Raw genomic sequence first — 14,307 nt, 5'->3', positions numbered from 1 at the left:
TTAAATATTTTGATATATCAAGGTGGTGGTTGTGGTTTGAATGGAATGTTCAGTTAAACCAAAGGTACAGAAAAAGAGGCCGACCCATGAGTAGAATTTGCTAATGGGATAGCCTCTTCATTATTGAGCGTCACTCTACGATTCTGTCGATCCGCTACAATACTCCCGAATCATCTGCTCTTTCATCTCATCAACCGGAAACCCTTCCGGATAAGTCGTCATCATCAGCATTGCGCCTTGGAGCGCCGAAGAAAAATAGAGCGATCTCAATCTGGGCTGCTTTACGCCTAACTGTTGGAAGATCTCGCATTGAACTTCAAACTGCCTGCGTGACTCCTCATTTAATTGCTCTCTGTAAGAAGCAAGTACCCGATCATCTTCGGGCTGCGTCTGCAAATTTAAGTAAAAACGATAGACATCTGGTCGCTGGTAGACGTTATCAAGCGCCCCGTCGACAATATGGCGCAACTGTTCGTGCGGCGTTGCAAGCTTCGTAGCAGCCTCCATCACTTCTTTTACTTCCTCGATCCGTACCTGAACCATCGCGGCGAGAAGCTCTTCCTTGCCTCTGTAATAATTGTAAAGCAGTCCCTTCGATATCTGGGCCTGTTTGGCTACATCTTCGATTGAGGTCGCGTGGTAGCCTTTTTTTATGAAGAGCGTCATCGCGGCTGCATGGATTTTGTCTTTTGCGGCTTGGCGAATGCGCTCATTTTCAGCTGGGGTACGCGGCACGGTTTACGTCAATCCTCCAAAAATTCAGTGATAGCGCGAGCGATTTCTTCTGGATGCGTTAACGTTGGTTTATGATCGGCACCAGTAATCTCGATAACCCTGTGCTTTGGCAAAACTTGTTGAAAATGTTCGGCGATACGGTGCAGATCAGGCGCATCTTCCTCGCCGAGGAGAAAACATGTTTTATCAGCCAGATATCCCAGACGCTCAATCGCGGGTAGCTGCGGCCATATAGACTCCCATGTGGCCCACTCGAACATTTTCGCTATATTATTCTTCGTCATCTCTACCATGAGGTCCTTCTGGGGACTTGCCATCACGATCCGGTACGAGCACGAGGACAGAGAAAGCTCCAACATACGGTCAACATCCGGTGCTGCCGCTTGAATCGTCTGCATCCATTCTGTGAAAGGCTTGCTGTACGTATACCCTGACAAATCTGGAGCGATCAGTACAAGCTTACTCACTCGCTGCGGATAAGCCAAGGCAAAATCCGTTGCAATTCGTCCGCCTATCGAGTGCCCTACGAGTGTGGCTTCGTCCAGCTGAAAGTGGTCCATGACGGCAAGCAAATCATCGACGTAGTTAGCTGTCTCTGTTGGAGACGGCGATTTCCCACATCCGCGTCCGTCGAAAGCGATGACCTGATAATGCTTTGCTAGAATCGGCGCGACAAATGTCCAATCTCGCAAATCAGCACCGCCACTATGCAATAGAATGACTGGTTTTCCTTCCCCTGAAACCTCATAGTACAAATCCATCGGTGATCCCTCCGTGAATTGTAGATTTGGTATATGATCCCAGCTTATTATTGAATGAACGTTTAGTCAATAAAAACAAATGCATTCCCATACAAAACAAAAAGTCCTAATCATCATGATCAGGACTTACCTCTACACGTCAAACACAGAGCAATCACGCTTCCGACTGAATGCGCTTCGCTTCTGCATACAGTACTTGAATGAACTTTTTCATATTGATCCGAATATCTGAACTCGGTGATCCGGCATTGCTCTTTAACTCCGCCATCTTTTTCCACACGTAAGTAAAATCAAAAAACTGCGAAGCGTAATTCTCGAACTTCCAATTCGAGAGATCCGCAAGCCCAAGAGACGCCAAATGATTCAACGACTGATAGATCGCTCGGCGGACTCTCTGCTCAGAAGCTTTGACAACCTTGGCGAAGTGAGGATCGTCCACAGCTACTTCGAGCCTGTCCTGTGCTACTGCAACAAAAATCTCCTTTAGGGCTGGAAATCCATTTTTAAACGTATGCGTCTGTTCGTATCCATGCAAGAAGTCCAAAATATCTAGCAAGTCATTGCTTCCATTGTCTCCCGCGATACCCAACTCCGTTAACAGAAACTGACCCGCCTCTCGAAGTGGTTTGCCCTGTGATGGACGGGGTTGTCCGGAAGTCTGCTGGTCCACTTGCATGACGGCATTCAGCGATTTGTGAATGTCCCGTATCGAACGCTCTAGGCGAATTTTCTCGATCACTTTTTGGAGGATGGTTACGACTTCGATCTTGTTTACGGGCTTGATAATGTAGTATTCGCTTCCAAGGGCGTAAGCTTGGGCGATCAAATCTTTCGTTTCTGCCTGAGAAATCATGACGATCTTTCCTGTGAATGTCGGCTTCACTTGGCGAATTGTCTCAATCCCATCCCGGTTGGGCATGAACAAATCGATCAGCAAAATATCTACGTTGCGTGCGGTTAACGTATGACCGTCTACCATCGAGCCGTCAGATGCTTCCCCCACGACTTCGCCCAGATTCTCGTCTTCTATGATTTCCGTCAACATGAGACGTACAGCATCATCGTCATCAACTAAATAAAACAGCATCTTCTCACTCTTTCTTCGTTATCGGATCAATTGGTACTCGCATGAGAAATGTTGTCCCCTTCCCATCTACTCCATCCTGTAAGGAGATTTCCCCTTGCCATTGTTCCACCAATTGTTGTACATAAGACAGTCCGATCCCTGTAGAGGGGTTGCCGGTTCGATCGTATTTCGTAGTAAAGCCAGGCCTGAACAGCAAAGCCTTTCGCCGTGGAGGTACCCCCGGTCCGTCATCGTTGATTCTGATTTCCACAAGATCGCCTTTCCGATCAATTTCAATGGAAATCGCTCCTGCTTGATGGATCGCTTCCACTGCATTTGCCACCAGATTATTGATCAGGGAAAGCATCATGAAAACATGGTAGAGCGGATGTGTCCCCGAAATGGAAGCTGTGATTTGTATGTCCTTCTCCAACAAAAGTGCATACTTCATATTGCTTCGTTTGATAATGTCCACGAGCTGATGGATGTCCATGTAATCCGTAATGCTTTCATCGGATATCAGCTTGTGAAGCCCTGCAAAAATGCGTTGGTTGTCCTTTTTAATCTCGTGAACCTCGCCTGCGACAATCAATGCTTGCTTGGCAAATCTCTCTACATTTGATGGTACTACCTGTTCCTTATGAAGCTCATGCAAGCCCTGGTATAGCTCGAAAGACTTCATACTGATACTCTCGGCATTTTGCAGTGTTTTTTTCAGATGAACCGATTCCTCATACAGGTTTGAAATCAGCATCAGCATATGCTCGTTCTGTTTTCTTGTCTGTTGCTCCCGCGACTGTGCTTCGTACAGCTTCATCATATTGAGAAAACTAATCACAATAAAGCTGTGGGAAAGCGCGATGACGAGCATCTCTTGCACCGCTCCCCAAGTGAGGACAGTATCCAACAGTACATATTGGGATAGAACCTCCACCAGGTCAGACAATACCTCGATGACCATTCCCATCAATCCAACTAGAATCGTCCTGTTGTGAAAACGACGCATTCCGGTTAGATAAAACAGAACAGAATAAGCGAAATAAAAGAAAAAGCTAGAATAATGCGCTTGGAGGGAAGCCTCCCATGCTGTATGATTCCCGGCGATGAGGTCGATCACAATCCGAAAGCATACGACCGTCATCCCCGTCAAAAAGCCAGCGAGCACAGATGGAATTCTTTGAAACAGTAATAAAAAGAAGAAAAAGGTAGGAGCTCCAAAGCTAATTCGAAAGGTCTCATTGACGGGATAAAATTTCAACTCTCCTGCCAATGGGACCGTAATAAGCATGAGCGCCAATATATACCAATCTCGTTTTACTTGTGTCTGAACACGCATGCCTCTCACTTCCCATGTTGTTTCTTGATGCCCCTATCTATTTTTATCGAGAATGCGTAAAAAGCACAAGTCTCAAAAAAAATGTGAAACTCACATGAAACAATCTGTGAGTTTTTGTTTTATTTTGTAGGGTGGTTGTAAAGTGTTCATTATATGTATTTCGCGAAGCATGGAAGCGCTTTCTATACACTTCGCGTAAGAGCAATGTATTCGATTTTTGGGGGGAAAGGCGTTGATTCAACAGGTTTTACTCGTGGATGAATTACAACAATGGGTGGAACAATATCGTTCCAAGGCATCTGAAGGAAAATGTGCCAGTTATATCCCTGCTTTGTACAGAACGGATCCGAATCAGTTAGGTATTTGTATCATCGAGCCTACAGGAAAAATGCTCACGGCGGGTGACTGGGATGTTCCTTTCACAATGCAAAGTATTTCCAAAGTAATCAGTTTTATTGCTGTTTGCTGCTACCATGGTATCCCTTACGTGTTGGATCGGGTAGATGTAGAACCGACTGGAGATGCATTCAACTCTATCATCCGTTTGGAAATGAACAAGCCAGGCAAGCCTTTTAATCCCATGATCAATGCGGGAGCGATTACGACATCTTCACTTCTCCCTGGTCAAACACCGGATCATAAACTGCGTTACTTGTATGCATTTTTCAGTAAAATTACCGGTGTTACGCCAATGGTGAACGAGGAAGTGTTTCTTTCCGAATGGGAAAACTCTCACAGAAACCGGGCACTCGCCCACTATTTAAAGGATACCGGCTATTTGGCGTGCGAAGTGGAAGAGGCTTTGGAGGTCTATCTCACCCAATGTTCGATTGAAGTAACAACCGAGCAGATTGCCTTGATCGGTCTCCTTTTGGCACTCGATGGCTACCATCCGATGCGCAACGAACAAGTTCTCCCGAAAGATGTCGTCCGTTTAGCCAAAGCACTGATGCTCACCTGCGGCATGTACGATGCATCGGGCAAATTCGCCGCGAATGTTGGGTTGCCAGCAAAAAGTGGCGTCTCAGGCGGTATCATGACACTGGTTCCTCCTAACCGCAAATCACATTCACCGTTTCAAGATGGTTGTGGAATCGGTATTTTTGGACCTTCCATTGACGGTTGTGGAAACAGTGTAGCGGGCGTTTCTTTGTTAAAACATATGGCTCAGGAATGGGATGTAACAATCTTTTAGAGAATACTAAGGAAAAATTCATAACTAAATTCGAGGTGACACAATGCAACAATTCCTACTAGATGTAACAGCTTCCATAAACGATTTTTTGTGGTCCTATATTATCATTGTCATGCTAATCGCGTTAGGCTTGTTCTTTACCTTCAAGGGTAATTTTTTGCAAGTACGCATGTTGCCGGACATGCTCCGTTCCATTAAAGAAGGAAGAGCGAAAGACGATGGCGGCATCTCCCCTTTTCAAGCTTTCGCTATTAGTATGGCCGCGCGTGTCGGCACAGGGAACATTACGGGAATTGCCATTGCGATCGCATTAGGTGGTCCTGGCGCCGTATTCTGGATGTGGGTCATTGCGATTATTGGTTCTGCATCCAGCTTTGTTGAGAGTACGCTCGCTCAGATTTATAAAATCAAGGATAAAAACGGTTTTCGTGGCGGTCCGGCCTATTACATGGAAAAAGGGTTGAACAAACGTTGGATGGGCGCTCTTTTTGCCATCCTCATCACGTTGTCCTTTGGTCTTGTTTTTAACGCGGTCCAATCCAACACGATTACCATCGCCTTTGAAAATTCGTTCGGTACCGACCGATTGACAATTGGAATTATCATGACGATCGCTTTTGCCTTGATTATTTTCGGTGGTGTGAAACGCATCGCGAAAATGTCGGAGTACATCGTAATTGTATTGGCTGTATTGTACATCGGGATGGCCCTGTTTATTGTGATGATGAACATCTCTGAGATGCCTGCCCTCATCGCGTTGATTGTGAAAAACGCGTTTGGCATCGAACAATTCGCTGGTGGAACCCTGGGTGCAGCACTGATGCATGGAATCAAGCGTGGTTTGTTCTCAAACGAAGCTGGTATGGGTAGCGCGCCGAACGCTGCGGCAACGGCAACGACAAGCCATCCAGTGAAGCAAGGGCTGATTCAAGCATTCGGTGTTCTATTCGATACCCTCGTGATTTGTACAAGCACAGCTTTCATCATTTTGCTGTCCGGCGCGTACACGCAACAAGGATTGAGTGGCATTGAGCTGTCCCAAGCAGCACTGAGCATTCATATCGGTTCTTGGGCTTCTGGCTTCCTTGCCATTATGGTTTTCCTGTTCGCCTTCAGTACATTGATCGGGAACTACTATTACGGTGAGACCAACATCGAGTTTTTAAAGACAAGCAAAGCATGGCTATTGCTGTATCGTTTAAGTGTACTCGCCATGGTGTTGTTCGGATCAGTGGCAAAGGTACAGCTCGTATGGGATTTGGCCGATTTGTTCATGGGCTTAATGGTCATTGTCAACCTGATTGCGATCGCCATGTTATCGAAAATCGCCTATGCTGCGCTGCATGATTACATGAAACAGAAAAAGGCAGGAAAAGATCCTGTGTTCTACAAGGACAGTATTGAAGGCGTCGAAAATATCGAAGCATGGGATGCTGCTCCATCGTCCAACAAATAGCTCTGCAAATCAAAACGAGAAGCCTGCTCAGTCAGCAGCTTCTCGTTTTTCATTTACAATCGCGGATCGATCTCTTTTTCCTTCGCCACTTCAAAGAGCATCCTGGCGACTACTTTTTGATACTCCGTATTTTCTGGAGAAATGTCGTCGAATTTGAAACCAAGCATCCTTTCACCCAGCCTGTGTTCCTGCATCGAAGTCTTGAGCTTTTTCGTAATATTTTTCTGATTGAAAAGCTTTCGGTACTTGTGTGGAAAACGGTAGTCGTAGCCATAAATAATCGCCAAGTACTCCGGATTGCGAACCTTCATGGCAGGCACGACCTTCTGATCGATGAGCTCTGGCTTGATCACGATGCCTTCCATCTTGTTTTCCAGTGTAATCGTGGAAAAGTAACATGCCGCTTGTTCATACGCATTCGGCTCAGACAAATCGATGGCGAGAAAATGATCGTCATTTACGAAGCGATACATATCGGATGTTTTCCAATTCGGCAATTGCTCGTCCCCATTCAAATAGACGGCCTTTAGAATAGAAAAAGGCTTGTAGTCAAGCTCCCCTTCTCCTGCATAGAGCTCCAGCTGTTTTTGGTAAATATGATAGGCCTCCAAATGCTTGTCGACCGGAACGTAGCTCTCTTTGATTTCTCGCACATACTTGTAGTTTTGATACAAGCTCGAACCGAATTTTTCCGTGAGCGCACTCTTGGATAGGTGGAACTGGTCTTTTTCGAATCCGCTCTCGTCATAGTTGTGAATGAGTTGGTGAAGCGCCTCTTCAAAACCGTTTTCCTGCAAAAATGCAAATTCACTGCGCAGCGCGGATTCGATTGGTTTGAACTGCTTTTCGATCAAACCCTTTCCTATTGCACTCCACGGCAACAATTCGCCATCCAAGATGAGCATCGCCATTTCATTCTGCTTCATGTATTCGCGGAACCTTACATGTAGCTTGTCATAAATGGGTGTCAAATCAACCTGATTGACGGCATAACCGTTTCTGCTGATCGCAAAGCACTTGTCTCGATCATGATGGAGATAGAGATTGCATCTCGAACCCATGTATTTCGGCTGCAACACGACTTGATGAATGCCTCGATTCGCGAAATAATCCAGCCCCGCCTTCAACGATTCCAATTCCTGAGTCGCCTCATCCTTATCCGCTGGAGGCATCGTTCCGGAAATAAAATTGACCTTATTTTGCGAGCAGTAACGGAGTCGACGGAGTTCTTCCTCTTCCAAATCTCCCATGGATACTTGTTTTTCTGCATGGAACAAGATCGGCAACTCCTCTGTCATCACCCGATGCACAGACTGAAACGATTTGAAAAACGGCTTGTGTGCGATCACGACTGACGTCAAAGCATTTCCGTGCACACATCCGGTATCGAGATGGAGCTTGTTCTTCAGGCGAAACGCTTTTTGTGCCGCGATATGTCCAAAAATATGATACGGATGGTTACTGACTGCTTCAACCGTCAAAAATGCGAGTTGCTCTTCCAATGAAGCTGTTCGGTCTATCCGGAAATTGCGTTGGCGCCGTATCGAATTCGCATCAAGCTTTCCCATATATTTCTTTTTGCAGGGAGCGTGTGTTACATAATAGGACGGGCCAGTCAGTGCGTTCGATCGATAAAACGGCTGAGCGAGCGTACACAGGTGATTGAACATCTCTATTAATTCAGCGTCTTTTTCCAAGACGTGTATGGAATCAAAATAAGTATCCAGTAGCTGTGGGTCTACCCCTTTTAGTTCCTTTCGCAAGTACTTGTAGACAAAATTTTCGTGGTTCCCGAGAACAAACAAGAAATGCTGCTGATTTTCGAATAGAAACTCGATGATCTCCCTAGTTTGCGCTCCTTTGTCGATCCAGTCCCCTGCTACGATGATTTTGGTATGCTGTACCTTGTCAGTCGTGATGAGACGATTGTCCTCGAGCTTGAATCCGTAGTTTTGCAGGAGACCTTTTAATTCGTGGACACATTCGTGAATGTCTCCGATGATGATGTACTTTTGATCTTTAGGAAGGATCGTAGCCAAATACGCTTCCTTATTTTCGATCACAACCTCATAACGAGAATTAGCCACCCCATCTGCTAGTGCGTAAAAATCTTTGTGCCGTATCCGGTGAATGTTGTGGTACCCTTCCTTGGATAATGCCCGGAGCACTTCTTGCTTCAACCGGAGAATATGGTTGGTAATCAGTTTTTTTGACCGCTCGGATGCGTAGTAATCTTCCCGATTGCGATAATCAAAGAGGATCACTTCCAAGCGGTAATTGTTCTCGGCCGCAATTTCGCGGACTTTCGAGCGGAAGTCTTCTGCTAGTCCTGTTGTATCGACGACCACGAATTCGGCGTTGATCGGAAACGAAGTCACCAAGCGCAGCTTTTCAAACAGGAGCCCAAATGCCTGCTCGCTCGCTTCCAGCATCACCTGATCATACTTGTCGTAATCATAGCCCAGCAGTTCCTGACGAATGCTGTCCGAGGAAATGTATTGGACGTTTGCTTTTACGTTTTTTTGTTCATCTTCAAATGAAAGCCTCGGCATGAGTACTTCCTTAGCAAAAGTCGTTTTCCCACATTCGGTTGGACCAACGAGCATAAAAATCGTGTGAACCTGCGTCTGTAACAGCATCGTTACGCCCCCTTTCTCTGGACAATGACGCCTTGTGTGGTGTGGATGTCATTCACGCCGTCACCAATGGATACAAATTGCCCCTGCACCCCGGCTTCTTCCATGATCTCGGTCATCCATGCCTGGAACTCATCTTGTCCCATTTCCCATTTATGATCGTCGTGGCGATAGCCTTCCAGCTCATAGAACGGATTAAAATCCAAGTTCGGTGTCGTAATGATAAAATGGTCAAAATCCAATCGACTGCAGATTTGCTTGATGAGGTCTCTCGCTTCCTCTTTGCTCATATGCTCAATGACCTCAGTCAAAATGACATCTACTTGTTCACCGTTGTAATCCTGTAAAAACTGATCCAGCGAGCGAAACAAAATCAGATTCGAGATTTCTTTTTCCTCGGCCCTGCGTCTGACTAATTCCAGCGATTGTTCATCGATATCGATGGCATAGTAATACTGCGGCAGCTTAGTAGCGAACGGAATCGCATAAAAACCTTCTCCGCATCCGATATCTACGATGGATTTGGTAAAAGGAAGCTTACTCGCGATGTAGTTCCGTCTCTGCAAACCCGTGCTTCCGTACTCCAATTGAATGGGGTAGCGGTTCGTCTTCTCGATCTCGGTCTTGTACTTGCGATAGCGCTCTCTGGTTGTCAGGAAGTTGCGAGCGAACAGGCTTCGTATGTAAAAAGGTGCATCGATGACATGAATACTTTTGATGTATTTATCCAGGATGTTATCGGATATGTCGATGTACTCTTTTCCAAACATACTCAAGAATAGACAGAGCACGCTCACGACGTGGAGAAGCTGATGTAGACTCGTTCTCGTTGTGATGGTCAGAGCGTAGCTTTTATCGGCGTGGTGCTTGAGTTCAAAGGTGAAATCCTTGAGATGCTTCTCAAAAAATGTCAGATACAGCAGGCGTTCGATGTGGATCATGTTGATGAAAAAAACATGCTCATACCCTTCTGCATCCCGCTCGTCGTGTTGCTTCATCGGAGTGGAAAAAAATTCATTGATCGCATTTAACGGAAACAGGGGTGTATTGTACCGGGAGACATTCAAATATTCAAAATGCTCCTGCTCGGATTGTTTGTAGGAGACCTCATTTTCTGCATCTTTAAAGTAAACGTTATATGTATCCGTCTTGGAAAACCACCCGTATGCGATTCCTTTTCGAATGGATCGTAAACTCAGTCCGGAATTCGGATTTTTCTTGATCATGTACGAAAAATCCGGGTTCTCTGATCGTAGCTGAACAATGGCCATACGTTGTCTCACCTCTGGAAAAGAAGAATGAATACCTACTGACAATATTCGCCTTTTCATCCCATGCTGAACAGGGTAAAAGTATTACGACTTACCAATTAACAGAAGCATTTGATTCAACATGCTGTTCTTGGTATAGTGAAATCCGCGATAACAAACCAGCGGGAGGTGCGTCAGATGCCTTATTACAAGCCGATTGAGATCGCTCGCGAGCTACATATTAGCACGAGTGCTTTGCGCCATTATGAATCATGGGGAGTCGTTCCTGCTCCTGATCGTGCAGATAATGGCTATCGACTTTATACAGAAATCCATCTTGCCTATTTTCGTTGCCTACGCGCCATGTTTCCCGGCTTTGGGGTCGCCGTCACCTGTGAAGTCCTTCGATCTCTTCAAAAAGCGGATATGGATGCTGCCTTTTGGCTCGTGAATAAAGAACAGGCCAACCTCCAACAAGAGAAGGTCGCAGCAGACCAAACACTCGAACTTTTGGAAAATCTCGATCTCCCCTTGCATCCAGACAAAAAGTGGCGAAACCGCATGACGATTGGTGAAGTCGCTGCTTACACAGGAGTCACAACGTCTGCGATTCGCCATTGGGAAAAAGAAGGCTTGCTCGTACTGCCACGAGATCCTGAGAATGGCTACCGCCAATTCACTCCCATGGATATACGGAAGATTTTGCTTATCCGCACATTGCGCAATACGGTGTATTTTTTAACGAACATGAAAGAAATTGTACAAGCAGTAGAGAATCAAAGTATTGAGCAGGCCAAGAAAGTGACAGCGGATGCGATCAGAAGCATTCACGATCGCAATCGCCATCAGATGTACGGAGTTAGGCGGTTGGTTGAATTGTGTGAGGTACTGAAGCTCGTTTGACAACGAGCAATAAAAAAGGACGAGCTAAGATCGCTCATCCTCTGTTCCATCTTCTATTTCTTTTCTACGGCATGTCCGCCAAATTCATTGCGCAAGGCTGCAACCACTTTTCCGTGGAACGTATCCTCGTCCAACGAACGGTAACGCATCATCAAGGACATGGCAATCACGGGTGTGGCTGCCTGTAGATCCAGCGCGGTTTCCAGCGTCCATTTGCCTTCCCCGGAAGAATGCATGACTCCACGGATTTCATCGAGCTTGGCGTCTTTTCGAAAAGCTCGCTCTGTTAAGTCCATCAGCCAGCCTCGAATGACGGAACCATTTGCCCACACGCGTGCGACCTCGGCAAAATCGTAGTTATACTGGCTTTTCGCAAGTACCTCAAAGCCTTCCCCAATCGCCTGCATCATGCCGTATTCAATCCCGTTATGAATCATTTTCAAGAAGTGGCCGCTGCCCGCTTCCCCAGCGTACAAATATCCGTTTGCAACGTTAATGTCGCGAATCATCGGCTCAATATGAGTGAATGCTTCCCGATCTCCACCAATCATCATACATGCTCCGTGGCGTGCTCCCTCCATGCCTCCGCTCGTACCTGCATCCATGAAGTGAATGCCCTTTTCCTTTAAGCGAGCATAGCGATCTAATGATTGCTTGTAATGAGAGTTGCCTCCGTCAATGACGATATCCCCTTCAGCCAGCAAGATAGAGAGTTGATCAACCAATTGATCCACAATCTCTCCCGCCGGTACCATCAGCCATATTACGCGAGGTGTCGGCAGCTTCGCCACAGCGTCTACCACCGAAAATGCTGGAATCGCGCCTTCATGACTCAACTCTTCTGCACGCGTAGAATCTACATCATAGGCTACGACCTCATGCTGATGCGAGAGCAAATTAAGCGTGAGATTGTACCCCATTTTTCCTAATCCGAGGATCGCAAGTTTCATATCGTGTACGTCACTCCTTTTTGGATCATATCCGTTACCACGTATTATAAGACAAAAATTTTCATCTTTCATCAAAAATGAAGAAAATTTTTTCGAACCTATGAAAAGGAGTCTGATTTTCCTTATACTATCAGTACAGATTCACAATGGAACGTTAGGAGGTACCTATTGATGAACGCTTCCAACTCGCATGCTCCTCGTGTGCTCACGCAATTACGCGCCATCTATACGCAATTAAGCGGGAAAGAACAACAGATCGCCGACTATATTTTGGAGCATGCCAGTGAAATTATTCACTTCTCTATCACGGAGCTAGCCGACCAATGCCAGTGTGCAGATGCTACCGTGTTTCGTCTGTGTCGCAGACTTGGATTTCGCGGCTACCAAGCATTCAAGATCGCCTTGGCGAGTGAAGTCACGAATCCGAAGCAAACGATTCACCAAGAAATCAATCTCGACGACGATGACGTCAGTGCGATTGCTGAAAAAATTTTCACAGCGAATATCGAGACGATTCGGGACACACAGCAGATTATCAATAAAGATGAGTTAATGAAAATCGTCTCCTGTTTGGAAAACGCAAGCCGGATCGAGTTTTATGGCTCGGGAGGCTCAGCCGTCATCGCACAGGATGCGTACCACAAATTTATGCGGACAGGCATCCCTTGTCTCTATCATTCTGATGCGCACTATCAAGTGATGTCCGCCTCTCTGCTTACCGAGGGCGCTGTCGTCGTAGGCATCTCCCACTCTGGCTCCAATAAAGATATTTTGGCAGCCCTCCAGGTTGCCAAGGACGCCGGAGCAAAAACAATCGGCATCACCAGCTATGGAAAATCTCCTCTCGTGCGTCTCGCAGACATGTGCTTGTACACGACTTCACGCGAAACGGTATTTCGTACAGAAGCTCTGTCGTCCAGGCTTGCTCAGCTCAGCTTAATTGATCTGCTCTATGTAGCCGTATCCTTACGGCGGCAGGATGATACGATCGCCAATATCCAGCACATCCGCAAAGCCATCTCACTCAAACGCCTGTAAATCAGGCGTTTTTTCTTTTGCTTACCTCCTCTTGCAATTTGCAGGAGAAAAATGCAAATCAAACAAGCATCGTGTACCTGTTTTTTCTGGCTGGGTAACTCCCTACTTCATTCGTTTGGCAATCGGATGATCTTCATTCAGCTCTAGCAAATCCCACAGGTTGCCATATAAATCCTGAAAGACCGCCACCATTCCATACGGCTGTTCTTTTGGCTCTCTCACAAATTGGATTCCTCTTGCGACCATCTCATGATAATCTCTCCAAAAATCATCTGTGTTTAAAAAGAGAAAAACTCTCCCGCCAGCCTGATTCCCGATAAATTGCTCTTGCTCAGGTTTGGATGCTTTTGCAAGCAAGATCGTAGTACCAACAGAACCAGGCGGAGATACGACAACCCATCGCTTATCCTGTTCTGGCTGATAGGTATCTTCCACTAAGGTAAAATGGAGCTTCTTGGTATAAAACTCAATGGCTTCATCATAATCTTTGACCACTAGCGCGATATGGACGATGGATTGAATCATGATCTCGTTACCTCCAGCATTAAGGTTTTTTTTGGAATGAAATGAAAGGATTGGGGCACCCTATGCCTTGGGGCTGCACGTTTGATATAGCAGAACTTCCCAACACTAATCGAGGGAGTGACAATCTTGGCTACTAACAACGAACGCAATCACAACGATGCTGTTGACAAAGTAGAAGCGAACATGACAGGCAGTGGAGCTGCTGAAGCTGCAGGAACAGTTGGTGGTGCGGCAGTAGGTGCTGCCGTAGGTTCTATTTTAGGGCCACTTGGTACCATTGCAGGTGCGGTTGCCGGGGGTGCACTTGGCAACGAAATGGGAGAAAATGTGGCGGCTGACGGCAATGACACATGGGATGTTGCGAATAATAATGCCGATAGAGACCGTGCAGAATAAAGCAAGCTTCATCTATGTATGACAAAACGAGGTGCGGGGCAAAAACCTGCACCTCGTTCC

At 46.2% G+C, this 14,307-nt stretch carries 13 protein-coding genes; 5 read left to right on the top strand and 8 right to left on the bottom strand.

Features of this window, described 5'->3' with window-relative positions:
- Nucleotides 1–135 precede the first annotated feature (135 nt).
- The 4 genes from ACKKE8_RS15230 to ACKKE8_RS15215 form a co-directional block, all read right to left on the bottom strand.
- Entirely contained in the window at nucleotides 136–735 is a 600-nt protein-coding gene (locus ACKKE8_RS15230; RefSeq protein WP_409178874.1) for a TetR/AcrR family transcriptional regulator, read from the bottom strand.
- A gap of 8 nt (nucleotides 736–743) precedes the next feature.
- Complete coding sequence (locus ACKKE8_RS15225; protein ID WP_409178873.1) at nucleotides 744–1,496, bottom strand: alpha/beta fold hydrolase; 753 nt, start codon at nucleotides 1,494–1,496, stop codon at nucleotides 744–746.
- 154 nt (nucleotides 1,497–1,650) lie between these two features.
- Nucleotides 1,651–2,583, bottom strand: coding sequence for a response regulator (locus ACKKE8_RS15220; protein ID WP_409178872.1), 933 nt, complete (start codon nucleotides 2,581–2,583; stop codon nucleotides 1,651–1,653).
- Between the two features lie 4 nt (nucleotides 2,584–2,587).
- Nucleotides 2,588–3,898, bottom strand: coding sequence for an ATP-binding protein (locus tag ACKKE8_RS15215; protein WP_409178871.1), 1,311 nt, complete (start codon nucleotides 3,896–3,898; stop codon nucleotides 2,588–2,590).
- A 217-nt stretch (nucleotides 3,899–4,115) separates the two neighbouring features.
- Here ACKKE8_RS15215 and ACKKE8_RS15210 point away from each other — a divergent pair, with 217 nt between their 5' ends.
- Nucleotides 4,116–5,093: a glutaminase gene (locus ACKKE8_RS15210; protein WP_409178870.1), complete on the top strand. Its 978-nt coding sequence runs from the start codon at nucleotides 4,116–4,118 to the stop codon at nucleotides 5,091–5,093.
- A 43-nt stretch (nucleotides 5,094–5,136) separates the two neighbouring features.
- Nucleotides 5,137–6,549, top strand: a complete 1,413-nt coding sequence (locus ACKKE8_RS15205) for an alanine/glycine:cation symporter family protein (protein ID WP_409178869.1) — start codon at nucleotides 5,137–5,139, stop codon at nucleotides 6,547–6,549.
- A gap of 53 nt (nucleotides 6,550–6,602) precedes the next feature.
- Here the strand turns inward: ACKKE8_RS15205 and ACKKE8_RS15200 are convergent, their stop codons facing one another.
- Both ACKKE8_RS15200 and ACKKE8_RS15195 read right to left on the bottom strand, forming a co-directional pair.
- A complete protein-coding gene (locus tag ACKKE8_RS15200; RefSeq protein ID WP_409178868.1) occupies nucleotides 6,603–9,188 on the bottom strand; it encodes a metallophosphoesterase in 2,586 nt (861 codons plus the stop codon).
- Nucleotides 9,189–9,190: 2 nt separating this feature from the next.
- Nucleotides 9,191–10,456, bottom strand: a complete 1,266-nt coding sequence (locus ACKKE8_RS15195) for a class I SAM-dependent methyltransferase (protein WP_409178867.1) — start codon at nucleotides 10,454–10,456, stop codon at nucleotides 9,191–9,193.
- A 177-nt stretch (nucleotides 10,457–10,633) separates the two neighbouring features.
- Between ACKKE8_RS15195 and ACKKE8_RS15190 the strand changes: the two genes are divergently transcribed.
- On the top strand, nucleotides 10,634–11,338 hold the full coding sequence (locus ACKKE8_RS15190) for a TioE family transcriptional regulator (RefSeq protein WP_409178866.1): 705 nt from the start codon (nucleotides 10,634–10,636) through the stop codon (nucleotides 11,336–11,338).
- 53 nt (nucleotides 11,339–11,391) lie between these two features.
- Here ACKKE8_RS15190 and gnd read toward each other — a convergent pair whose 3' ends face one another.
- Complete coding sequence (gnd, locus tag ACKKE8_RS15185) at nucleotides 11,392–12,288, bottom strand: phosphogluconate dehydrogenase (NAD(+)-dependent, decarboxylating) (RefSeq protein WP_409178865.1); 897 nt, start codon at nucleotides 12,286–12,288, stop codon at nucleotides 11,392–11,394.
- Between the two features lie 171 nt (nucleotides 12,289–12,459).
- Here gnd and ACKKE8_RS15180 point away from each other — a divergent pair, with 171 nt between their 5' ends.
- Nucleotides 12,460–13,326, top strand: coding sequence for a MurR/RpiR family transcriptional regulator (locus ACKKE8_RS15180; RefSeq protein WP_409178864.1), 867 nt, complete (start codon nucleotides 12,460–12,462; stop codon nucleotides 13,324–13,326).
- A gap of 102 nt (nucleotides 13,327–13,428) precedes the next feature.
- On the opposite strand, the gene ACKKE8_RS15175 is transcribed toward ACKKE8_RS15180, so the two are convergent.
- The gene (locus tag ACKKE8_RS15175; RefSeq protein ID WP_409178863.1) at nucleotides 13,429–13,851 is read right to left on the bottom strand and encodes a VOC family protein; all 423 of its coding nucleotides are present in this window, start codon (nucleotides 13,849–13,851) and stop codon (nucleotides 13,429–13,431) included.
- Nucleotides 13,852–14,034: 183 nt separating this feature from the next.
- On the opposite strand from ACKKE8_RS15175, the gene ACKKE8_RS15170 reads away from it, so the two are divergent.
- Nucleotides 14,035–14,247, top strand: coding sequence for a glycine zipper domain-containing protein (locus tag ACKKE8_RS15170; RefSeq protein ID WP_409179122.1), 213 nt, complete (start codon nucleotides 14,035–14,037; stop codon nucleotides 14,245–14,247).
- Nucleotides 14,248–14,307: the final 60 nt, after the last annotated feature.

Origin of the sequence: Brevibacillus fortis (assembly GCF_046196545.1) — a bacterium.
Lineage (GTDB): Bacteria > Bacillota > Bacilli > Brevibacillales > Brevibacillaceae > Brevibacillus > Brevibacillus fortis_A.
This window is presented reverse-complemented; position numbering and strand designations above follow the sequence as displayed.